The sequence below is a fragment of the Pseudomonas sp. NPDC086278 genome, assembly GCF_050280905.1.
In the GTDB taxonomy this organism is placed as follows: domain Bacteria; phylum Pseudomonadota; class Gammaproteobacteria; order Pseudomonadales; family Pseudomonadaceae; genus Aquipseudomonas.
In genome coordinates this window covers 66,516-89,249 of sequence record NZ_JBNNWE010000007.1, presented here as the reverse complement: position 1 = coordinate 89,249, position 22,734 = coordinate 66,516, and the positions used below count along the sequence as shown (strand labels likewise).

Annotated in this window: 20 protein-coding genes and 1 pseudogene; 11 read left to right on the top strand and 10 right to left on the bottom strand. The window is 61.5% G+C overall.

What is annotated here, in order from left to right:
* Nucleotides 1-224: 224 nt before the first annotated feature.
* Together ACQKP4_RS04130 and mug are read left to right on the top strand one after the other, a co-directional pair.
* Nucleotides 225-851 (top strand): TetR/AcrR family transcriptional regulator, encoded by a 627-nt coding sequence (locus tag ACQKP4_RS04130; RefSeq protein ID WP_427630671.1) that lies wholly within the window; start codon nt 225-227, stop codon nt 849-851.
* Nucleotides 844-1,335 (top strand): annotated as a pseudogene (mug, locus tag ACQKP4_RS04125) (G/U mismatch-specific DNA glycosylase); the annotation flags it as partial. The gene ACQKP4_RS04130 and the pseudogene mug, both read left to right, overlap by 8 nt.
* A 199-nt stretch (nt 1,336-1,534) precedes the next feature.
* Here mug and ACQKP4_RS04120 read toward each other — a convergent pair.
* Nucleotides 1,535-1,843, bottom strand: coding sequence for a cupredoxin domain-containing protein (locus ACQKP4_RS04120; protein ID WP_427630669.1), 309 nt, complete (start codon nt 1,841-1,843; stop codon nt 1,535-1,537).
* Nucleotides 1,844-1,857: 14 nt separating this feature from the next.
* On the bottom strand, nt 1,858-2,826 hold the full coding sequence (locus ACQKP4_RS04115) for a metallophosphoesterase family protein (protein ID WP_427630667.1): 969 nt from the start codon (nt 2,824-2,826) through the stop codon (nt 1,858-1,860).
* 154 nt (nt 2,827-2,980) lie between these two features.
* Here ACQKP4_RS04115 and ACQKP4_RS04110 point away from each other — a divergent pair, with 154 nt between their 5' ends.
* The gene (locus ACQKP4_RS04110; RefSeq protein ID WP_427630665.1) at nt 2,981-3,493 is read left to right on the top strand and encodes a sigma-70 family RNA polymerase sigma factor; all 513 of its coding nucleotides are present in this window, start codon (nt 2,981-2,983) and stop codon (nt 3,491-3,493) included.
* Nucleotides 3,486-4,223: an anti-sigma factor family protein gene (locus ACQKP4_RS04105; RefSeq protein ID WP_427630664.1), complete on the top strand. Its 738-nt coding sequence runs from the start codon at nt 3,486-3,488 to the stop codon at nt 4,221-4,223. The genes ACQKP4_RS04110 and ACQKP4_RS04105 overlap by 8 nt, the downstream gene beginning before the upstream one ends.
* A gap of 49 nt (nt 4,224-4,272) precedes the next feature.
* Here ACQKP4_RS04105 and ACQKP4_RS04100 read toward each other — a convergent pair whose 3' ends face one another.
* From ACQKP4_RS04100 to ACQKP4_RS04090, 3 genes are read right to left on the bottom strand one after another with little or no spacing between them, the layout of a single operon-like run.
* On the bottom strand, nt 4,273-5,115 hold the full coding sequence (locus ACQKP4_RS04100) for a helix-turn-helix transcriptional regulator (protein WP_427630662.1): 843 nt from the start codon (nt 5,113-5,115) through the stop codon (nt 4,273-4,275).
* Nucleotides 5,116-5,168: 53 nt separating this feature from the next.
* Nucleotides 5,169-6,587, bottom strand: a complete 1,419-nt coding sequence (locus ACQKP4_RS04095) for an aminotransferase (protein ID WP_427630660.1) — start codon at nt 6,585-6,587, stop codon at nt 5,169-5,171.
* Nucleotides 6,588-6,617: 30 nt separating this feature from the next.
* Entirely contained in the window at nt 6,618-7,721 is a 1,104-nt protein-coding gene (locus tag ACQKP4_RS04090) for a polyamine ABC transporter substrate-binding protein (RefSeq protein WP_427630659.1), read from the bottom strand.
* Nucleotides 7,722-7,929: 208 nt separating this feature from the next.
* Here ACQKP4_RS04090 and ACQKP4_RS04085 point away from each other — a divergent pair, with 208 nt between their 5' ends.
* Entirely contained in the window at nt 7,930-8,712 is a 783-nt protein-coding gene (locus ACQKP4_RS04085; protein ID WP_427630657.1) for an enoyl-CoA hydratase, read from the top strand.
* The gene (locus ACQKP4_RS04080) at nt 8,709-9,890 is read left to right on the top strand and encodes an acetyl-CoA C-acyltransferase family protein (protein WP_427630655.1); all 1,182 of its coding nucleotides are present in this window, start codon (nt 8,709-8,711) and stop codon (nt 9,888-9,890) included. Before ACQKP4_RS04085 ends, ACQKP4_RS04080 begins: the two co-directional genes overlap by 4 nt.
* Before the next feature lie 46 nt (nt 9,891-9,936).
* On the opposite strand, the gene ACQKP4_RS04075 is transcribed toward ACQKP4_RS04080, so the two are convergent.
* Entirely contained in the window at nt 9,937-11,070 is a 1,134-nt protein-coding gene (locus ACQKP4_RS04075) for an MFS transporter (protein ID WP_427630653.1), read from the bottom strand.
* A 100-nt stretch (nt 11,071-11,170) separates the two neighbouring features.
* Between ACQKP4_RS04075 and ACQKP4_RS04070 the strand changes: the two genes are divergently transcribed.
* The 3 genes from ACQKP4_RS04070 (at nt 11,171) to ACQKP4_RS04060 (ending at nt 14,744) form a co-directional block, all read left to right on the top strand.
* Nucleotides 11,171-11,935 (top strand): AraC family transcriptional regulator, encoded by a 765-nt coding sequence (locus ACQKP4_RS04070; protein ID WP_427630651.1) that lies wholly within the window; start codon nt 11,171-11,173, stop codon nt 11,933-11,935.
* A gap of 98 nt (nt 11,936-12,033) precedes the next feature.
* Nucleotides 12,034-13,155 (top strand): HlyD family secretion protein, encoded by a 1,122-nt coding sequence (locus tag ACQKP4_RS04065; protein ID WP_427630649.1) that lies wholly within the window; start codon nt 12,034-12,036, stop codon nt 13,153-13,155.
* Nucleotides 13,152-14,744: a DHA2 family efflux MFS transporter permease subunit gene (locus ACQKP4_RS04060; protein ID WP_427630647.1), complete on the top strand. Its 1,593-nt coding sequence runs from the start codon at nt 13,152-13,154 to the stop codon at nt 14,742-14,744. Before ACQKP4_RS04065 ends, ACQKP4_RS04060 begins: the two co-directional genes overlap by 4 nt.
* Here the strand turns inward: ACQKP4_RS04060 and ACQKP4_RS04055 are convergent, their stop codons facing one another.
* The 3 genes from ACQKP4_RS04055 to ACQKP4_RS04045 all read right to left on the bottom strand — a co-directional run bounded on the left by ACQKP4_RS04055 (nt 14,745) and on the right by ACQKP4_RS04045 (nt 17,835).
* Nucleotides 14,745-15,185, bottom strand: coding sequence for a carboxymuconolactone decarboxylase family protein (locus ACQKP4_RS04055; RefSeq protein ID WP_427630645.1), 441 nt, complete (start codon nt 15,183-15,185; stop codon nt 14,745-14,747).
* A gap of 228 nt (nt 15,186-15,413) precedes the next feature.
* Complete coding sequence (locus ACQKP4_RS04050) at nt 15,414-16,856, bottom strand: mechanosensitive ion channel domain-containing protein (protein ID WP_427630643.1); 1,443 nt, start codon at nt 16,854-16,856, stop codon at nt 15,414-15,416.
* A 112-nt stretch (nt 16,857-16,968) separates the two neighbouring features.
* The gene (locus tag ACQKP4_RS04045; RefSeq protein WP_427630641.1) at nt 16,969-17,835 is read right to left on the bottom strand and encodes a pirin family protein; all 867 of its coding nucleotides are present in this window, start codon (nt 17,833-17,835) and stop codon (nt 16,969-16,971) included.
* Nucleotides 17,836-18,043: 208 nt separating this feature from the next.
* Here ACQKP4_RS04045 and ACQKP4_RS04040 point away from each other — a divergent pair, with 208 nt between their 5' ends.
* Nucleotides 18,044-18,583, top strand: a complete 540-nt coding sequence (locus ACQKP4_RS04040) for a PaaI family thioesterase (protein WP_427630640.1) — start codon at nt 18,044-18,046, stop codon at nt 18,581-18,583.
* Nucleotides 18,584-18,712: 129 nt separating this feature from the next.
* Entirely contained in the window at nt 18,713-19,516 is an 804-nt protein-coding gene (gene dkgB, locus ACQKP4_RS04035; RefSeq protein WP_427630638.1) for a 2,5-didehydrogluconate reductase DkgB, read from the top strand.
* A gap of 3 nt (nt 19,517-19,519) precedes the next feature.
* On the opposite strand, the gene ACQKP4_RS04030 is transcribed toward dkgB, so the two are convergent.
* Nucleotides 19,520-22,729 carry a transporter substrate-binding domain-containing protein gene (locus ACQKP4_RS04030; protein WP_427630698.1) on the bottom strand — a complete coding sequence of 1,070 codons (3,210 nt, stop codon included), beginning with the start codon at nt 22,727-22,729 and terminating at the stop codon, nt 19,520-19,522.
* Between the last annotated feature and the right edge of the window lie 5 nt (nt 22,730-22,734).

The window sequence follows — 22,734 nt, the reverse complement described above, 5'->3', positions numbered from 1 at the left end:
GGGCCGGCATTCAATGCAACGGCCCCGACGTCAAAAGTTGCTGTGGGAAATCAAGCCCGGGCACGGCCTGGAGGATCGCTCCGCCGCACCTGTTTCGTCGCCGCAACTCTCTGTTCGAGCTTCGCTTCAACAAACCGTAAACCAAGGAATTTCTGGTTCCTTAATTTTGTGCGATGGTGTAAGAATATATCCGCACTCACCTTCACTCAAGGTTTTTATACGACATGGCACAAAAAAACATCGGCGAGGGCAAAGGTCGCGGCCGCCCTCGCGCTTACGACCCGCAGACAGCGTTGCAGCAAGCGCTGGGGGTGTTCTGGAGCACCGGTTATTCCGGTGCGTCGCTGGACAGCATCGCCACCGCCGCCGGGATGAACCGGCCGAGTCTGTATGCCGCGTTCGGTGACAAACACGCGCTCTACATCAAGGCTCTGGAGCAATATTGGGAATTTGCCGCCGCTGCGATGCACGAGGCGCTGACGGACCCCACGCTGGCGCTACCCGATGCGCTGATGCGGTTTTATGAGGGGCAGTTGTCGATCTACTTCTCGGGCGACGGCCAGCCGCGCGGCTGCTTTGCCATCGGCACGGCGACCACCGAAGCGGCCGAAGACCCGGAAATTCGCGAGGTGCTGTCCGACCGGCTCAGCCGGCTCGATGTCGATCTGGAAACGCGCCTGCGAACCGCCATCGATGCCGGCGAGCTGAAAAGCGACGCCGACGCCGCCGCGCTCGCCGTCCTCGCGTCATCGCTGCTGCACAGCATTTCGATTCGTGCGCGGGCCGGAAAATCCCGTGAGCAACTGACGGAACTGGCACGCAATGCAGTCCGCGTGATCTGCGGTGGGTAACAGGCTGGAAGATATTCTGGGCGAACACCTGGCGGTGATTTTTTGCGGGATCAATCCGGGCATGATGGCCGCCGCCCAAGGGCACCATTTCGCAGGCAGGAGCAATCGCTTCTGGCGCACGCTGCATCTGTCGGGCTTTACCCCTGAGCAGGTGCCCCCGGAACACGACCGGACGATTTTGCAGCATCAATGCGGCTTGACCGCCGTGGTGGAGCGGCCGACAGCACGTGCAGATCAGTTGTCGAAGGATGAATTCAGCGCTGCCGCCGCCGATTTCGAACAGAAAATCCGCCGCTATGCGCCGCGTTACGTGGCGTTTCTCGGCAAAGCGGCGTATTGCGCGTTATCCGGGCAAAAGCAGGTCGAGTGGGGGCTTCAGCCCAACCCCTTCGGCGATGCAACGGTCTGGATCCTGCCCAATCCCAGCGGGCGAAATCGTGCGTTTACCCAGCAGCAACTGGTCGATGCCTACCGCGAACTGCATGACCACGCTTTGCGCACCGACAACAACGACTCCGGCAGGATTCAACCTGTCGAATGCCCTTGTGGGCGCGGGCTGGCTCGCGAAAGCGGTGTGTCAGCTAACAATGATGCCAACGGATAGACCGCCTTCGCGAGCAAGCCCGCTCCCACAGGAGGGTTGGTGTTTCTTCAGTTGAATCTCCCATGCTGCTGCCGCGCATTCACTGGCTCACCACAATCTTCCCGATCATCTGCGGGTGCAGCGCACAAAAATACTCAAATTCCCCCGGCGTGTTGAACACCCAGGAAAAACTGTCGTTGGTGTCCAGCGCCCCCGAGCGAAACGCCTTGTGGGTTTCCGCCACCGTGTGCGGGATCTGGTCGTCATTGACCCACGTCACTTTGGTGCCCACGGCCACGGTCAAATCCTTGGGGCCGAACATGAACTCCTTGATATCGATTTTCACGTCCTGTGCCCACGCCGGCATCGACAGCATCAGGCAGACCACGGCCAACAATGCGCTTTTCATCGGTACGCCCTCCGCTAAACCAGCGTCGAATCGATCAGTGCCAACGGATGGTCGCCCTGCGTCGCGCGCACGTCGGTGATCCCCAGATAATTGCGCAACTGATCCGCCGCCACCGTCATCGGCCCGGGAGCCGGCGCCGCGCCCGGTGCGGGTTGTGGGTATGCCGTGCCACGGGCGGTGTGGAAGGTGACATTGCCTTCGACCTTCTGGATGACCTGGTGGATATGCCCGTTCAACACCGTCACCGAACCGTATTTGCGCAGCATGGCAATCGCCTGATCGCCGTCCTCGGTGCCCCACCCCCACGGCTGATAAATCGTCCACAACGGAATATGGGTAAACACCACAATCGGCGTGCTGCTGGTCACAGCGCGCAAGTCATCGGCGAGCCAGGCCAATTGCTCGGCGCCGAGCGTCGCTTCGTGGCCGGCCTGGAAGTTGAAGACATTCACCAGTGCGATGAAATGCACGCCGTGGTCATCGAAGCTGTACCAGCCATTGCCTTTGGTGCCTTTGCCGTAGCGCTCCAGATACAGCTTGCCGCCGCCCTCATCGAGGGTGTCGTGCTCGCCCGGTATGTAGTGCACGGTGGACGGCAACCCTTTGAGCAATTGCGCGGCGGTATCGAACTCATCGGGTTTGGACAGGTGGGTGATGTCGCCGGTGTGGAGGATCAGCGACGGCCGTTTCGGCAACGCGATGACTTTGTCGATGGCCACCTGCAAGGTCTTCACCGGTTCGGGATTGGCCTCTTTGTTGAAGCCGATGTGCGAGTCGCTGATCTGCACGAAATGGAACGTGCTGGCGAGCGCCTTGGGGTCGGCGACGTTGCCCGCCTCGTCCAGCGCGAAGGCCCGGGGGATGCCGCCGCTCAGGGCCCAGATCACCCCGGCCCCGGCCCACGCCGAGCACTTGAGCAACGTTCGGCGGTCCGGGTTGAGCGGGCCGTCGGTGCGCAGTGGGTGTTTTGTTTGAATGTCCATCGGTATGCCCTCGCTGGCGGACTACAGTGATGTAGCTGACACGAGATACAACCGGGCGGCAGGCGTGTTTATTCCATGTCGAAAAATAAGTTTTTTTCCGGGAATAAAACCCTGCGCCGGACAGTTATAGGGGTGGGACAGTGCGGAAACCACTATGAAGCGATTTGAGGAACTGTTTGCGCCCCATATGGACGCCGCCTACAACCTCGCGCGCTGGCTCACCGGTAACGACAGCGCCGCACGCGATGTCGTGCAGGAAAGCGCCTTGCGCGCTTTCAGATTCTTGCACCGCTTCGCCGACGGCAACGCCAAGGCCTGGTTCCTGACCATCGTGCGCAACGAAAGCTTCACCTGGCTCAAGGCCTCGGCCGGTCAGCATTGGGTCGCTATCGGCGACGAACTGGCCGACGACGACACCGCGCTGAGCCACAGCCAGACCCCGGAACTGCTGGCCATTCACACGGAAAATGCGGCGCTGATCCAGCAAGCTCTGGGCGCTCTGCCGCCGGTGTTTCGTGAGGTGATTGTGCTGAAGGAACTCGAAGACATGCCCTACAAGGACATCGCCCTGGTGGTCGACATTCCCATCGGCACGGTCATGTCGCGACTGGCCCGGGCCCGCACCCAGCTCAAGCGCGAACTACTGAAGTTGCACGACCATGAATGAACTCGACTGCACGGTTTGCCAGACGCAGATGCACGGCTATCTGGACCAGGAACTGGATCCGGCGACGGCGGCGACAGTGGCCGCGCATTTGGCCAAGTGCACCGAGTGCGCGCGGTTGCTGGATCAGGCGAAGCGGTTGACTGCCAGTGTGCAGCGCCATGCGCCGTATTACGCCGCGCCGGCATCGCTGACGGCTCAAGTGTTCGCCCCCGAGCCGCCCCCCCTCCGCGTCGTCGCGCCTTGGCGAAAATGGTTTGCGCCGGTGTTTTCAGCGACGGCGCTGGCGTTGGCGGTGGTGCTCTATGTGGCAACCCCGAGCGGCGAACAACCGTTGATGGACGAGGCGGTCTCCAGTCATGTCCGCTCGTTGATGGGCGAGCATTTGAACGATGTGGTGTCATCCGACCGGCACACTGTCAAACCGTGGTTTACCGGCAAACTGGACTTCTCACCGCCGGTATCCGACTACTCGGCGCAAGGTTTTCCACTGTTGGGCGGACGGCTGGATTACCTGCAACACCAGACCACGGCGGCCCTGAGTTATGGGCGGGCCAAGCACATCATCAACGTGTTTATCCTGCCCACGCCGCAAGCGGACACGCCACGGCAGAGTCAGGCGATTCGTGGCTTCAATGTGGTGTCCTGGCAGGAGAACCACATGCGTTTTGTGCTGGTGTCCGACCTGGAAAAAAGCGAGCTGGAAGCGTTCAGCCAGTTGCTCAAGCAGTAGCGTTGCTTCGATGAACGCCGACGTTGAGCACCTGTGTCCTGGGTTGGGCTCAGTGCTGGCGCAACCACTCGATAAACAGTGCAAACAGCTCCGACTGTGAACCGACGTTCAGTTTCAGGTAGAGGTTCTTGCGGTGCATGCGCACGGTCTCGGGCGAGATGTTCATCTGGCTGGCGGTGGACTTGACGGAGTGGCCCCGCAGCACCATGTGCGCCACTTCCCGTTCGCGTTCGGTCAACAAATCACAACCGAAATTTTCGAACGCCGACTGCACGCGATGCTTGAGATCGTCGCCACCGCTCGCCTCGTGATCGGCCACGCTGTATCGCAGGCCGCGACGGCCAAACTCGGCAATGAACTCGCGCACCAGCGGCTCGACCGCCCGCAGCAGGTTGAGCTGTTCCACCCGCAGGCTTTCACCGCCAAACCCTTGAAAGAGACTGATGCAGACCTTGGTGTCATCGCCGGTGTGCACGATGTAGAAACTGTCTTCCGAGCTGCCGGCCTTCAGGTAATAGGTCTTGTAGTACTCGCTGTCGAAAAAGTTGTCCGGGGCGATTTCCTCCAGGTGATAAAAGCCTTCGGCCAAGCCCTGCTCCACCGCCAGGCAGAACGGGTCGAGCAAATAACCACCGGAAAAATAGCGGTCGATGATCGACTCCCGATACTTTTCCGGTATACCGCGCTGATACAGCAACTGCGGCGCCCGGTCCTTGTGCTCCAGGCTGATCATCACCGACTCGACGGCCACCAGATGCCCGAACGCCGACGCCAGGTATTGCAGGGCGTCAGGCGCGTCGAGATGGGCGAAGGCCTCGCGCATGTCGCCGTGCCATTTATGCAGTGCCCCGAAGGGCAATGCGATCAGGGTGTCGTCGTTGGGTTTGCTCATGCCCCGCAGTCTAGCGGGAGAACCGACGCCTGGTAACCGTGGATTGGCGGCACTCATTGGCCAAAATACAGGCCGTTCTGTTCCAGCTCGGCAGCCACTTCCAGGATGCACACCCGCAGGATCTCGACGATCTCGTCCACCTGCGCGCAGGTCAGGATCAGCGGCGGCGACATCACGTTGAGGTGCATGATCGGCCGCACCAGCAAACCTCGCGATTGCGCGCGCGAATGAATCATCTCGCCAATGTTGATCGCGTCGGCAAACAGCGCCTTGGTGCGTTTATCCGCGACAAACTCCACGCACGCCATGAACTTCTGGCAGCGCACATCACCCACCAGCGGCAAATCGCTGAGCGTCGCCAGGCGTTCTTCAAGATAGGCGCCGACCACCTCGACGTGTTCCAAGAGGTTTTCGCGCTCGATGATCTCGATGTTTTTCAGCGCTGCCGTGCAGCACACCGGGTGACCGCTGTAGGTAAAACCGTGGGTAAAGCAGCGGCCCGTGCCGGGTTCGGCAATGACTTTCCAGATCCGGTCGGAAAAAATACACGCCCCCAGCGGCAGATAAGCCGAGGTCAGGCCCTTGGCGGTGGTGATGATGTCCGGCTGCACGTCGAACAGGTCATACGAGGCGAAGAACTTGCCCAGGCGCCCGAACGAGGTCACGACCTCGTCGGCGACAAACAGAATGTCGTAGCGCTGGCAGACCTCCCACATGCGTTTGAGGTAGCCCTTGGGCGGGATGATCACGCCGCCGGAACCCATGATCGGCTCGGCAAAAAAACCCGCGACCTTGTCCGCGCCGATGGCCAGGATCTTGTCTTCGAATTCCTGGATCAGAAACTCGAGAAACTGCGCCTCGTCCATGCCGTCCGGCGCGCGGTACGGGTTGGGGTTGGAGACGTGGTGAATCTTGTCGTTGGCGTAATCGAACTCCGGCACCCGGTCCGCCGCCTTGTTGCCGATCGACATGGTCAGGGTGGTGGAGCCGTGATAGGCGTTGAACCGGGCGATGACGTGTTTTTTCTCCGGTTTGCCCCGGCAGTTCTGGTAGTACTGAATCAGCCGGTAAGCCGTGTCCACCGCCGTCGAACCTCCGGTGGTCAGGAACACGTGATCGAGATCGCCGGGAGCCAGGCTGGCGAGTTTTTCGCACAACTGAATGGCGACGTTATTGGACATGTCGGAAAACGGATTCGAATACGCCAGTTGCCGCACCTGATCGGCAATCGCCAAGGCCATTTCTTCGCGGCCCAAACCGATATTGGTGCACCACATCCCGCCCACCGCATCGAGAAACCGGTTGCCGTGGGCGTCGACAATGTAAGCACCGTCACCGCCCACAATGTTCAGCGAACCCTGTTCGGCGTGTTCGTCGAACATGTGATAGCCGTGCATGTAATGCGCTTTATCGGCTTTGACCAACTGGGCGTTATCAATGCCCGCCAGCGCTTTGTGAGTTGCAGTCACCATAAAAAAACCTCAAACAGAACAATTGAACGATCAGATCCCGCTTTTCACCGTGCTCCACACCCGGGTCATGGCGCGCATGTCTTTGGCGTCCTGGGTCTTTTGTGGGAACAGGCGTTGGCGGGTTTCGTCATCGGGGTAGATCGCCGGGTTGGATCGCACGTCGGCATTCAGTAACGGCGTGGCCGCCGCGTTGCTGTTGGCGTAGTGGATGTAGTCCGTCACGTCGGCCATGACTTGCGGCTGCAGCAAGTAGTCGAGGAACTTGTGCGCGTTGGCCACGTGGGGCGCATCGGCGGGGATGTACATGTTGTCGAACCAGATCAGCGAACCTTCCTTGGGAATGAAATAGGCCAGATTGATCTTCAACTTGGCTTCTTCGGCGCGGGCCATGGCGGTCGCGTAGTCGCCGGACCAGGTCATGGCCATGCACACATCACCATTGGGCAGGCTGGTCAGGTAGTTGACCGAGTCGAACTTGCGGATGTACGGCCGCACCGACAACAGCAAATCCTGGGCGGCTTTCAGGTCCGCCGGCGCTGCGCTTCTCGGGTCGCGTCCCAGGTACTTCAGGGCCAGCGGAATGACTTCGGTGGGCGCATCGACCAGGGTCACGCCGCAATCGGCGAAGCGCGAGACGATTTTCGGGTCGAAGATCATTGCCAGCGAACCAATCGGTGCGTCCGGCATGCGTTCCTTGATCTTGTCGACGTTGTAGGTGATGCCGTTACTGCCCCAGGTATACGGCGCGGAATACACCGTGCCGGCGTCGAAGCCCTGCAAGTCCTGCAAGACTTTCGGGTCCAGGTTGGTCCAGCCCGGCAGTAACTTCTTGTCCAGTGGCTGGAACACCTTGGCTTTGATCAATGGCGGCGCCAGCGAAGCATTCAGCACGATCAGGTCATAGCCGGAGTGGCCGGTCAGCAACTTGGCCTGAACCGTTTCGTAGGCATCGAAGGTGTCGTAGATCACCTTGATCCCCGAGGCCTTCTCGAAGTCGGCAATGGTCTTTTCGCCGATGTAATCGGCCCAGTTATAAAGCCGCAGCGTGTGACTGTCGTCCACGTCGGCGGCGTGGGCGCTAAGGATCAGCGGAGCAAGTAACAGACTGGAAATCACCATGAGGGCCTTGCGCATAGCAAATTCACCTTATCAAGCGAAGTCGGTTCTGGATGACCGGTTGCGCCCACTATTGAGCGATCGGGCCAGCGGCGCCATACCCCGAATGGGTGTGTGCGCCGGGCAACATGGCAAAAAGAAGCAGGTGCGTTGACCCGTTTTGTCATAGCTCCAGCGCCGGCCGCGCGCTTAGAGTGCCTGACGTAAAGAATCCCCAGGGCTCTCAATGAACGACCTGATCAAACAACAACGCGTCGACGGCGTACTGACGCTGACGATTGACCGTCCCGACAAGCTCAACGCGCTGAACAACGGCATGTACACACAGTTGGCCGACCTGTTGCTGGCCGCCGACGAGGACGGGCAAACCGGCGTGATCATCATCACCGGCGGCGCCTCGTGTTTCACCAGCGGCAACGATCTGGCGGACTTTCTCCAGCACCCGCCGACGCACCTGGACAGCCCGGCGTTTCGCCTGATGCGCGTCGTTACTCATCTGCAAAAACCGTTGATTGCGGCCGTTTGTGGAGCAGCCATCGGCATCGGCACCACGCTGTTGCTGCATTGCGATGCGGTGCTGGTCACCCATAACGCCAAGCTGCGCGTGCCATTCGTCAACCTTGGCCTGTGCCCGGAATTCGGCGCCAGCCTGTTGCTGCCGCGCCTGCTCGGCCATGCCCGCGCCGCGCGTCTGCTGCTGTGGGGCGACGGTCTCGACGGTGCGCAAGCCGTGGCCTGGGGTTTGGCCAATGAAGCGTTCGACGATGGCCAACAATGCCTGGCCGCCGCCGAAAAAGCGGCGCGGCGCCTGCTGGCGTTGCCTCAGGAGTCCTTGCGTCAGACCCGACAGTTGCTCAAACAGCCGCTGCAGGCAGAACTGCAAGCCACCATTCGCCAGGAAAACCTGTTGTTCATCGAGCGCTTGAACAGCCCCGAAGCGCAGACCGCGTTGAACGCCATCCTCAATCGCAGCACCGAAAAGAACCCATCCAAAGGAAAGCCGTCATGAACACCCCAGAAGTTTTCGTCGTCAGCGCCGCCCGTACCGCCATCGGCACTTTCGGCGGTTCACTCAAAGACGTGCCGCTGGCCGATCTGGCGACCACGGCCGTCAAGGCCGCGCTGCAACGCTCCGGTGTCGACCCGGCGCAAATCGGTCACCTGGTCATGGGCAACGTGATCCCGACCGAAACCCGTGACGCGTACATTTCTCGCGTGGCCGCAATGAATGCCGGCCTGCCGAAAGAGACCCCGGCCTACAACGTCAATCGCCTGTGCGGTTCCGGCCTGCAAGCGATCATCAGCGCCGCCCAGACCTTGCAACTGGGCGACGCCGAAATCGTCATTGGCGCCGGTGCCGAATCCATGAGCCGCGGGCCGTACCTGATGCCCTCCGCCCGTTGGGGCGCGCGCATGGGCAACGTCCAGGCCATCGACTACATGCTCGGCATCCTGCATGACCCGTTCCATGGCATCCACATGGGCATCACCGCCGAGAACGTGGCCGAGCGCAACGGCATCACCCGGGAAATGCAGGACGCCCTCGCCCTCGAAGACCAGAAGCGCGCCGCGTTTGCGATTGCCAACGGCTACTTCAGCGAGCAAATCGTTGGCGTCGAAGTACGTGATCGCAAGGAAACCCGACTGTTCAGCGTCGACGAACACCCGCGCGCCACCTCGCTGGAACAACTGGCGAACATGAAGGCTGCATTCAAGAAGGACGGTTCGGTGACTGCCGGCAACGCTTCGGGCCTGAACGACGGCGCAGCGGCGCTGGTCATGGCCACCGGCAACGCGGTGCAAGCCAACAACCTGCGTCCGCTGGCGCGTCTGGTCAGCTACGCCCACGCCGGCGTCGAGCCGGAACTGATGGGCCTCGGCCCGATCCCCGCGACACGCCTGGCGCTCAAACGCGCCGGCCTGACCGTGGCGGACCTGGATGTGATCGAAGCCAACATCGCCTTCGCCGCGCAAGCCTGCGCAGTCAGCCAGGAACTGGACCTCGACCCGGCCAAGGTCAACCCGAACGGCTCGGGCATTTCCCTCGGTCACCCGGTCGGTGCAACGGGCGCCATCATCGCCACCAAGGCCATTCACGAGCTGCACCGCATCAACGGTCGTTACGCGCTGGTGACCATGTGCATCGGTGGTGGTCAAGGGATTGCGGCGATTTTCGAGCGCGTTTAAGGGGTGTGCGATGTCCGGTGCAACGCCGGACATCGCCCAGGCTCGTTCACGCGGCTGGCCGCGCCAGGGTCAACGCCAACAGCAACGCGGCCGCGCCACACAACAGTAACGTCACGCCCAACGCCTGCCCCCAGACGACGAGCATCAACCCGCCGCCAATCAACAAGTAATAGAACAACCCGAACAGCGCGCCGGCCGTGCCCAATCGATCGCCATAATTGGCCAATGCCGAACCGAGGATATTCGGGATCGCCATTCCGAACGCCAGCACCACCAGCAGCATCGGCAGCACGAACACTGCACGAGCGTCCAGTAACCACACGCCACTGGCGCCCAACAGCATCACCACCCCTGCCAGGCGGATAACCTGCGGACCACTCGCCCCTCGACGCAGCAATCGTTTGTTGAGCCAGGCGCCAAGGCCTGAACCCAAAGCCAGGACCACCCCGCTGTAGCCGAACCATTGCTCGCTCAAATGCAGGCGCTGAACCATGAAGGGACCGAGGCTGTAGTAGCTGAACAACGCGATGTTGAACAGCGCCACCAGTAACGTGGAGCGCCAGATATCACGGTCGCGCAGCATGCGCCACAGGGTCTCTGACAGAGCGGGAGTGTTCACGGTGTGCGGTCGGGTTTCCGGCAGGGATCGCAGGCACCACAGCCCTAGCGCCACCGACAACAGCAGCAGGCCTGCCAAAACCCCACGATAACCGAACGCCTGCACCAGACTGGCGCCGGTGAACAGACCCAGCGCCGGGCTGGCCGCCAGCGCAATGCCCATCAGCGAAAACACTTGGGCCAGTTCCGCGCCTTTGAAACGGTCGCGCAACAGGGTTTGCGTCACGACCGAACCCACCGCGGCACCGAAGGCAGCCAGCGCCTGGGCCGCCAGCAGTTCATCGAACGTGCGGGCATTGAGTGCCAATATCGATGCCCCGGCATATAACGCCAGCCCGGCGAGCATCGAGGGGCGGCGGCCGATCCGGTCGCACATGCGCCCCCACGCCATCACGCCGAATGCGAACGCCAGGAAATACACCGACAGGGTTTGCCCGGCTTGCTGCGGGCCAACGCCAAACGCTTGGCCGATGTCCCCCAGTGCGGGGCTGTAGAGGGTCTGGGCGATCTGTGGAAACATCAGCAACGCCATCGCCAATGCGATCAGGCTTTTGGAATTCATCAGCGCTTCACTCGTTCAAGAAAACTGGCGAGCAGCTTAAACAGCCGTGACTGACGTATTATCCAGACCCTGCCAATTAATCATTGAAATCGGACATAGCATGGCTTGGCTCGACGCGAATACCCCCTTCGATCCCGACCGTTATCCGGCGCCGGTCATCGGCATCGCCGCCACCCTCGGCGACCACGATTCCGGATTGCATCGCCATCAACGCGGGCAGTTGTTGTTCACCCGTCAAGGCTGCACGCGCATTACCCTCGCGCAACAGTTGTGCCTGCTGCCACCCTCCCGCGCCGCATGGATTCCGCCCGGTATCGAACACCGCGCCGTCATGCAACACAGTGTCGACTACCGCTCCATCTACCTGATCCCGGCGTTGTGCGCCGACTTACCGCAGCAGGTCTGTGTGCTCGAAGTCAGCCCGTTGTTGCGCGCCGTGCTGGAGCCCATCGCCCTCGCCGACTTCGATACCGATTGGCAACACGGCAAATTCGTTCATCTGTTGGGGCTTTGCCTGAGTGAAGTCGGCGCTGCGGTGCAGCAACCGATGCTGTTGCCCTTGCCGTGGGATAAACGCCTGGCGCCGCTGTTGGCAACACCTGAACAACTGCCACCGGAGCTTCAGGTACTGGAAAAACAGATCGGCGCCAGCGGCCGGACGATTGGCCGGATCTTCCAGCGCGAGACCGGCATGAGCTATCAGCAATGGCGCCAGCAGTGGCGTTTGATGCGGGCCATGGAACTGCTCGCCACCGGACGCAGCATCAGCTACAGCGCTTTCGAATCAGGTTTTGCCAACGACAGCGCATTCATCGCGTTCTTCAAGGACATGACCGGCGTTACTCCCCGCCACTGGCTCAAATAACCATCTGACGACCGGCAGCAAAAATAAATTGCCTGCAAATATTACATGCGTCATATTACAGCCGTAATAAAGAACCCGTTTCCCACAGGTATTCCTCCATGACCAGCATGCCCAGCCTTGAAACCGACCTTGCTGTCCCGGTGAGCACAGCCAAGCCTCCCCTGCTCAAGCGCGTGATTGTGTTGACCCTGGTTATCGGCGCTTTGCTGTTCGTCGGCTTCTACGCCGCGCATTGGTGGACTGCCGGCCGGTTCATCGAGGAAACCGACGACGCCTACATCGGCGGCGACGTGACGGTGATCGGGCCGAAAGTCGCCGGCTACATCGACGAAGTACTGGTCACCGACAACCAGCAAGTGAAGGCTGGCGACGTGCTGATCCGCCTCGACGCCCGCGACTACCGCGCCAACCTGGCCAAGGCCGAAGGCGCGGTCGCCGCCGAGGAGGCGCTGCTGGCCAACCTCGATGCCACTGAACAACTGCAACACGCGGTGATCGGTCAGGCCCGCGCCGGCATTGATGCTGCCGGTGCCGAAACCTCCCGTTCGCGAGACGACAACGTGCGCTACAAAAAACTGGTCGGCACCAATGCCGTCTCGGTGGAAAGCGCCCAGCGCGTCGATGCCACATTCAAGACCGCTCAAGCCCTCAGTTCACGGGCCCAGGCGGAACTGCTCGCGGCGCAGCGTCAGTTGAACGTGATCGACACCCAGAAACAGCAAGCCCGCGCCGCGCTGATGCAGGCCCGGGCCGAACGGGATCTGGCGCAATTGAACGTCGGTTACACCGAGCTCAAGGCGCCGATGGATGGCGTGATCGGCAATCGTCGGGCGCGGGTCGGCGCGTATGCGCAGGCCGGTTCACAGTTGCTGTCGGTGGTGCCCTCCAGTGGTTTGTGGGTCGATGCCAACTTCAAGGAAGATCAACTGGCGCGGATGAATCCCGGCCAACGGGTGGTGATCCACGCGGACGTGCTGTCGGGGCGTGAGTTCCACGGTCATCTGGGCAGCCTCGCCCCGGCCAGCGGCGCGCAATTCAGTGTGCTGCCACCGGAAAACGCGACGGGCAACTTCACCAAAATCGTCCAGCGGGTGCCGGTGCGCATCATCCTCGACCCGGCTGACGGCGTGCTCGGTCACTTGCGTCCAGGCCTGTCGGTGACCGCAGCAGTGGACACCCGCGAAGCACCGCAGACCCCGGCCGTGGCCAGCGCACCATGAGCCGCGCCGTCGCCGTCCCCGCGCAACCGTTCAATGCCGCCGACATGGCGACGGCGACCAAAGTCTTCGCGTTCGCCAGCATGTGCATCGGCATGTTCATCGCGTTGCTGGACATCCAGATCGTCTCCGCCTCGTTGCGCGACATCGGTGGCGGGCTGTCGGCCGGCACCGACGAAACCGCGTGGGTGCAGACCAGTTACCTGATCGCCGAAATCATCGTCATCCCCCTGTCGGGCTGGCTGTCCCGGGTATTTTCGACGCGCTGGCTGTTCTGTGCGTCAGCGGTCGGTTTTACCCTCGCCAGCCTGCTCTGCGGTGCGGCCTGGAACATCCAGAGCATGATCGCGTTCCGGGCGCTGCAAGGTTTTCTCGGCGGTTCGATGATCCCGCTGGTGTTCACCACCGCGTTCTTTTTCTTCACTGGCAAACAACGGGTGATTGCGGCGGCGACCATCGGCGCGGTGGCGTCCTTGGCGCCGACGCTGGGGCCGGTGATTGGCGGCTGGATCACCGACATTTCATCCTGGCACTGGTTGTTTTACATCAACCTGATACCGGGCATTTTCGTCGCCGTGGCGGTGCCGATGCTGGTGAAAATCGACCAGCCGGAATTGTCGCTGCTCAAGGGCGCCGACTACCTGAGCATGGTGTTCATGGCGCTGTTTCTCGGCTGCCTGGAATACACCCTCGAAGAAGGCCCGCGCTGGAACTGGTTCAGCGACAGCACGATCCTGACCACCGCGTGGATCAGCGGCCTCGCCGGTCTCGCCTTCATCGGCCGGACGCTGCACGTGGCCAACCCGATTGTCGATCTGCGCGCCCTCAAAGACCGTAACTTTGCCCTCGGCTGTTTCTTTTCGTTTGTCACCGGGATCGGCCTGTTCGCGACGATTTACCTGACGCCGCTGTTTCTCGGCCGGGTGCGTGGCTACGGCGCGCTGGACATTGGTCTGGCGGTTTTCTCCACCGGGGTGTTCCAGATCATGGCGATTCCGCTGTACGCCTTTCTGGCCAACCGCGTCGATCTGCGCTGGATCATGATGACCGGCCTGGGGCTGTTCGCCTTGTCGATGTGGGATTTCAGCCCGATCACCCATGACTGGGGGGCCAAAGAATTGATGTTGCCGCAAGCCTTGCGCGGGATTGCCCAGCAACTGGCGGTGCCGCCCGCCGTGACCTTGACCCTCGGCGGACTGGCGCCGGCGCGGCTCAAGCATGCCTCGGGGTTGTTTAACTTGATGAGAAACCTGGGTGGCGCCATCGGCATTGCGGCCTGTGCGACCATCCTCAACGACCGCACCAACCTGCACTTCACACGGTTGGCGGAGCACTTGAACAGCACCAACGAAGCGCTGAATCAGTGGCTGTCCCAGGTCGGCAACAACTTCGCCGCCCTGGGCCAGAGCGGCGACATTGGCGTCACCGCGAGCCTGCATCAGCTGTGGCTGCTGACGTACCGCGAAGCCCAGACACAAACCTATGGCGACGCGTTTCTGATGATCATGGTCTGCTTCATCATCGCGACGCTGATGGTGCCCTTGATGCGCAAGGTGCAACCACCGGCCGCGCCGTCAGCAGACGCTCATTGATCAGGCTTGAGGCATTTTGCGAAAACCAATCGCCAGGCGGTTCCAGGCGTTGATCGTGGTGATCGCCACGCTCAGGTCGACCATTTCCTTGGGGCTGAACTCGGAGGTTGCCAGTTCGTAGTCTTCGTCCGAAGCATGGGTCTGGCTCACCAGCGTCAAGGATTCGGTCCAGGCCAGCGCCGCACGTTCACGCGGGCTGAAGAACGGCGTTTCGCGCCAGGCCGACAGCGTGTACAGACGACGCTCTTCTTCACCGCCCTTGCGGGCATCGGCGCTGTGCATGTCGAGGCAGAACGCGCAGCCGTTGATTTGCGAGGTGCGCAGCTTGACCAGTTCAATCAGGTTCTTTTCCAGCGGCAACTTCGAAACGGCGGTTTCCAGCGCAATCATCGCTTTCAGCGCGTCAGGGGAAGCGGTGTAGAAATCGATACGAGGTTTCATGGCGGGCTCCAATACAAGTGGGGGTGGAGCTAAGTTAATCCCGCCAGCGCTGCGGACAAATAGCCAATATTTCAGAAGACGAGTAGGCCAATGGGAGGCCGCTGCAAAAAAGACAATTGCCAGCGCTCGAGCGGCGCCACTAGAATGCGATCAATTCTTAATTGCACTCAGGTCAGGAAGCCGGTGGAGCCGAAGGCCTGACCGGGAAGTGGCGACGATCCGCCAACACTAAGCCCGGTCACGCAGCCACTGCAAAAACCCTTTCTTCGCCACCACTTTGGGCACTTCCTGGGTCAAGGTCTGCGCCTTGTGCAAGCGGAAATCCAGTAACGCCTTCATCGCTTCGCCGATATCGTGCCGCGCGTCCAGGCACGGTTTGAGGTAGTCCTTCTCGATCCGGTACAGGCTGCACGCGGTCTTGGCGCTGAAGTCGGCCGGCACCGAGGTGTCGGACAGGATGCCGCCCTCGCCGATCACCTCGCCCGGGCCCATGCGCCCTGACTCGAACTTGACCCCGCCCCGGCTCAACGCCACTGAAACCACCCCGGACTCGATGATGAACAAGTGATCGCTGACCTCCCCCGCCGGCAGGATCATTTCCCCGGCGCGGAAGGTCTGCAAGGTCATGTGCTGGCTGAAGGTTTCTTTCTCTTCCTGGCGCAACGTCGAGAAAATCGCCGAGCTTTCCAGCAACGCCCGTGGCCGCGAGAGGCCGGCTGGCGCGTTCGATTCAACGCTCGACAACAGGCTGACCCCGGCCGCTTGCAAGTGCCGGTACGCCAGGTCAAACAGCAGGTTTCGCACCATGCGTTTCTGATCCATCGACACCACGAAACCGCTGATCTCGTATTCCACGCCGGCCGGGCTCGAGCCTTTGAGCGCGACGCACGGGGCCGGTTTGTTCAGCAGGAAGCGACAACCGTCCATCGCCCGCTCCAGCGCATCAATCACCGTTTGCGGGCGCGCGTGCGGACTCAGTTGCAGGCTGATCGAAACGCCAAAGATGTCGCTGGGCCGACTGAAGTTGATGATCTTGGCCTTGGCCGCCAGCGAGTTGGGAATCACCGCCATGCTGCCCTGCGCGGTCTGCATGCGCGTGGCACGCCAGTCGATGTCGGTGACCCGGCCTTCGGTGCCGTCGATGGAGATCCAGTCATCCAGTTGATAGGGTTTGGTGGTGTTGAGGACGATCCCCGAGAACACGTCGCTGAGGGTACTTTGCAGCGCCAGCCCGACAATGATTGCCAAGGCGCCGGAGGTCGCGAGCACGCCTTTGACGGGCAGGTCGAGCACGTAGGCCAGGGCGGCGATGATCGCGATGAGAAAAATCACCGCGCCGAGCAGGTCCTGGAGCAAGCGCCCGGTGTGCCCGACCCGCTGCATCATCACTGCGCCGATCAACACCGTCAGGGTCCGCGCGCCGAACAGCCACCAGCCGATCTGCAACCCCGTGGCGGCCAGGTGCAGCGGCACGTTGTCGGCCCAGGGGGCGGGTTCCAGGGGATTCAGGCCTTCGTTGAACAGCAGGACGCTGAACAGCGAAAAAATCAGCAGGCGGACGACCAGTTTCCAGTGGCTGCCGTTGGCGCTGATCAGACGCCACAGGCCGAGATCGACCAGGACCAGAACCAATGCGCAGACCAGTGGATGATCGGTGAGCAGTGACAGCATCAAGCAACTCCAGCGATGTACGGATGCGCACAGTGTAGGAGCAATTGATGCATTCAGAACAACGCAAAAAACGCTGGGAGCAAGCTCGCTCCCAGCAGCGCTGTGAGTTACCTCAATTGCTCATGCGCCCGAACCGCCCGGAGTGGAAGTCGGCAAACGCCTGGTGGATTTCCTGCTCGCTGTTCATCACAAACGGGCCGTGGCCGACAATCGGTTCGTCGATCGGCTCGCCGCTGAGCAGTAACACCACGGCGTCATCATTGGCCTGCAGGCTGAGCTGTCGGCCATCGCGCTCGAACAATGCCAATTGCCCTTCGCGCATCAGCTCCAGGCCATTGACCTGAACCGTGCCGCGCAGCACCACCAGGGCGGTGTTGCGGCCTTCATGCAGGTCCAGGGTCAACAATTTGCCGCCGTTCAGGCGCAGGTCCCAGACGTCAATCGGCGTGAAAGTGCGCGACGGGCCGGTGTGGCCGTCGAACTCCCCGGCGATCAAGCGCAAGCGGCCGGCGTCGTCCTTGAGCGCGAGGCTCGGGATATCGCGGTCGAGAATCGTCTGGTAACCGGCGTCGGCCATTTTGTGCTTGGCCGGCAGGTTGACCCACAGCTGCACCATTTCCAGGGTGCCACCGCTCTTGGCGAAATCTTCGGAGTGAAACTCCTCGTGAATGATGCCCGACGCTGCGGTCATCCACTGCACGTCGCCCGCACCGATTTTGCCGCCACCGCCGGAAGAGTCACGGTGCTCCAGCTCGCCCTGATAGACGATGGTCACGGTTTCAAAACCACGGTGCGGGTGTTGGCCGACACCACGACGCTCGGTGGTCGGGGTGAAATCGGCAGGACCGGCGTGATCGAGCAGCAAAAACGGGCTGATGTGCCGGGCGAGGTTGTCGTAGGAAAACAGTGTACGAACCGGAAACCCGTCGCCGACCCAATGAGCCCGTGGGCTGGTGTAGATACCGATGATGTTTTTCATGGTGCCTCCAAAAAAGTGGGTATAGCCATGAACTCAGCTTAAATCTGATACCAATCACGCACTAGCCGGCAAAAATCGACCTCAGCGTTCTATCAGAAGGACAATGCCGGGATTGTCCTGTTATCGGGGGGTAGCCAGCATTTTATTTCGGACATAATATCGACCAGCATTACACCCGTAATATCCATTCCTGTCCGAGGTCATGATCATGCAAAGCCCCACCCGTGATGCCACGCTCGCCCAATGGCTGGCCCAGGAACAGGCGATGCGTGCCCGCTTGGCCGGGCCGGGCAGTCTGTCCATGGCTGAGGTCAGCGCGCTGTCGCCCGCCGAATTTTTCGAGGGCGTCGGCAATGGCGAGCTGCCGTCGCCGCCGATTGGCACCTTGATGGATTTCATCCCCATCGAGTGGTCGGCGGGCGTGTTCATCTTCCAGGGCACGCCGGACTCACGGCATTACAACCCGCTGGGCAGCGTACACGGTGGCTATGCGGCGACGTTGCTGGATTCGTGCATGGGTTGCGCGATTCATACGCAGCTGAAAAAGGGCCAGGGTTATACGACGCTGGACTTGCGCATCAGCTACGTGCGCGCGCTGACCGGCGCCAGCGGGCCGGTGCGGGCCGAAGGCAAAGTGGTGCACATCGGACGCTCGACGGCGTTGGCCGAGGGGCGAATTTATGACGTGGAGGGTCGGCTGTATGCGACCGGCTCGACGACGTGCATGATTCTTGAGGCGCGCGGGTAGATCAAAAGCTCTCGGCCTCGTGTTGATTCATGACTTGCGGTAAAGATTGCTTTGCCCCACCGGCGGTTTTTCTCAAGGGTGCGGGCGCGGATACTCGTGCCCATTCCCACCGCAACCCTGGAGTCATTGATGTCTATTCCCGCCTTCGGTCTCGGTACGTTTCGCCTGCAAGGTCAGGTGGTCATCGACTCGGTGAGCACTGGCCTGGAACTGGGCTACCGCGCCATCGACACCGCACAAATCTACGAAAACGAAGCTGAAGTCGGCGAGGCCATCGCGGCCAGCGGCATCGCCCGTGAAGAGCTGTTCATCACCAGCAAGATCTGGGTCGCCAACTTCGCCGGGGATCGCTTGATCGACAGCCTCAAAGAGAGCCTGCGCAAGCTGCAAACCGACTACCTGGACCTGACGTTGATTCATTGGCCGTCCCCGGAAGATCAGGTGCCGGTCGAAGAATTCATGGGCGCCCTGCTCGAAGCCAAAAAGCTCGGCCTGACTCGGCAGATCGGTGTCTCCAACTTCACCGTCGACCTGATGCAACAAGCGATTGCCGCCGTCGGCGCCGAGAATATCGCCACTAACCAGATCGAACTGCACCCGTACCTGCAAAACCGCACCGTGGTCGAGTTTGCTCTGAGCCAAGGCATCCAGATCACCTCGTACATGACCCTGGCCTACGGCGAAGTCCTCAAAGACCCCGTCATCCAGCAGATTGCCCAGCGCCTGAACGTCACGCCCGCCCAAGTCACCCTGGCCTGGGCCATGCAACTGGGCTACGCGGTCATCCCCTCTTCCACCAAACGCGCCAACTTGCAAAGCAATGCGCAGGCCTGTGGCCTGACGCTGAGCGAAGCCGATATGGCGTTGATCGCCGGTCTTGATCGCGGCCATCGCTTGACCAGCCCCAAAGGCATCGCACCGCACTGGGATTAATCTTCACGCCTGTGCCAGTTGCTGATCGAGACGTCGCATCGCCTGCTGCAACTGATCGACGGCCTCGTCGATCAAGGCCGCGCGACCCTCGCCGCAGGCCTGTTCCAGCGCCTCGCAACAGTCGATCAAGCGCTGGGCTCGAACCATGCGCGCACCGCCCTTGATGCGATGCGCCAATTCCTGCAAGTGCGGTCGATTGTCTTCGGCATGGGCCCGCAGCAGATGTTCGCGGTCGGCGCGATTGGTCACCGCCAACTCGCGCAGCAACTGATTGATCAGCGTCCGGTCTGTCCCGACATAGGGCTCCAGGCCGCTCAAGTCAAAGTCGGACCGGGCGGGAGGTTCAATCGCTGTCTCTACCCAGCGGCCCGCCAGCCAGTTATTCAAATCCGCCAGGCGGATCGGTTTGAACAGGCAATCGTCCATGCCGGCTTCAAGGCAGCGGACCTTTTCCTCGGGCTGTGCATTGGCGGTAAAGCCCAAAATCAGTGTCGGCGGCAAGCCCTGCGCCCGCTCTTCATCGCGGATCGCGCCGGTTAATTCAACGCCGCTAAGCCGTGGCATGTTGCAGTCCGTGATCACCACGTCGAACTCGTGCAGACGCCACAGCGCCAGACCCTGCTCGCCGTCCTCCGCCTCCATCACGCGATGCCCCAGATAACTCAACTGACTGGACAGCAGCAAGCGATTGGCCGGGTAATCGTCGACCACCAGAATCGTCAGCGCTCGCGTGGGCCGCAGCGCTGTGTCGTCCAGCGGACCGGCCGCAGGCAAGGGTTGCAAGGCAATCAACGACAGGCTGATGTCGACCTGCGAACCCTGTCCCAGGACGCTGCCGAGCACCAGTCGGCCACCCATCATTTCGCACAGCGTACGGCTGATCACCAGACCCAATCCCGAGCCCGCTCGCCCGGATTGCAGGCTGTTGCTCGCTTGCGCGAACGGTTTGAACAGCCGTTGCTGATCCAGTGCGCTGATCCCGATGCCGCTGTCGGCAATGCACACGCTGACCGCCAGATGCCCCGACGCACCCGGCGCAACCCGCAGCGTCAGGCTGACCTCACCCTTGTGCGTGAACTTGATCGCGTTGCTCAACAGGTTGCTCAGCACCTGCTTGAAGCGCGTGGGGTCGATCAACACTTCGCGGTCACTGCGCTCGTCCAGATCGACACGCCACGCCAGGTGTTTCTGCCGGGCCAGCCCTTCGAACACCCGGCCCACCGACGCCACCAATTCGCGCAGATTGACGCGCTCGGGGGTCAGCGATAAATGCCCGGATTCAATACGGGCGATGTCCAGGATGTCGCCAATCAACGCCAGCAATTGCTGCGCGGCAGTGGACGCAACCTCAATGGAAAATCGATCGGCGACGCCCTGCTCGGCACGCTTTTCGGCCATCTCCAGCATGCCCATCAGGGCATTCATCGGCGTACGGATTTCATGGCTCATGGTCGCCAGGAACGTCGTTTTGGCGCGGTTGGCATCGTCGGCGGCGTTCTTGGCCGCCTGCAATTGCTGTAACCATTGCTGGCGCTGCTGGATCTGTCGCCGCTGCCAGCCTATCCAACCCAGGGCCAGCAGCAACAACGCACCGGCCACCGCAAACGCTTGCAGAATGCCTTGGCGATGGCGCAGCCAATAACTGTCATCGACCACCACGTCATTACTCCAGCGAGCCACCAATGCGTCCATTTCTTCGGGCGAAATACTCAGCAGTGCCTTGTTCAGAATCGACTGCAATGGCGCCGCATCAGGTCTGGTCGCCATGCCGATACGCGCCGGCTCGTTGCCCACCGTGCCGGTGATTCGTAGACGTCCCTGGTAAAACCGCGCAATCAGGTAACGGGTCATGAACAACGAACTGAGCGCTGCATCGGCTTGCCCATTGTTCACCAGCGCCAGGCCTTCGGCCGGGTTTTGCACATCCACCAGCCGTGCGTCCGGCACGCGCGCCTGAATGAATGCGCGCATCGGGTGACTGTGATAAATCGCCAGCCGCTTGCCCGCCAGATCGTCCAGTGTCCTGGGACCGCCGGGGGTGACTGGAAAGACCAGGGTGTAGGGATTGGTCACGTAAGGGCTGGTAAAACGCAGCCCTTCGACGCCTTCGGTGGTGGGGATGATCGCGGGCAGCACGTCGATGGTGCCGGCCTTGAGTCGCTCGATCTGCTGGTCCAGCGAACTGCCTCGCAGCACGTTGAAGGTCAAGCCACTGCGTTGGCTGATCAGCGACAGCAATTGCGCGGTCAAACCGCTGAAGCGGCCCTCGGCATCGTAGAAGGTCAACGGCGCGAAATGTTCGACCGCGCCCACCGTGACCGTCGGATGGTCATCCAGCCAGCGCTGTTCACTGGCGCTCAAACTCACGCGCTGCTGGCCCAGCAGATTGACCTTGCCGGCACTCCAGCGCTGCTCGATGGCCGCGCGCTCGCCCATCGGAATCGCCGCCAATGCCTGGTCGACGAGGCTTTTCAAACGGGTGTTGTCCCGTGCCAGGGAAAAGCCGAACGGATTGGCATCAAGGCCCGCCGGCCCCATCAGTTGCACGTTGCTGAGGTAGTTGTTGTTGATCAGGTATTGGGCACTGATGAGGTCGCCGAGGTAGACGTCGTCCTGTCCATAAGCCACCGCCCCCAGCGCATCGAGCGCCGAGGCGTAACGTTGCACGCTGGCCTCGGGATAGAAGGCTTCGACGGTCTGCACCGGCAGGTAGTCTTCGACCATGGCAATGCGTTGGCCCGCCAGGTCTTGCGGCAGGCGCTCGTCCAGACGAGTGACCAGCATCGGCTGGTCCTGCGCGTAAGCGCTGGAGAGGATCACTTGCGGATCCGCAGCTTCAAAGTTGTTCGAGGTGCCGAGCATGTCCAGCTCACCCTGCTTGAGCGCGTTCATCGCCGTCGCACGCGTGTCGTAACGCAGCACGTCGATCCGCACGTTCAGCAGTTGCGCCAGCAGAGCCGCGTAGTCGGCGGTGATGCCTTCCAGCTCATCGTGATTGCGCGTCATCTCGAAAGGCGGGTAGTCCGGCCCCGATACGCCGAGGCGTAAACGTCGTTTGTCGCGCAGCCATTGCTGATCGCTTGGCCCTGGCGCGAACCCAGGGTCTACCAACGTGGAGCGCCCCAACAAACTCAAGGGCCTGGGTTCGTCGGCGAGTGCCGTCGGTGCGTGCGGCCCAAGGCACAGCAGCACGAGCAACAGCACGAAACGCACGCTGC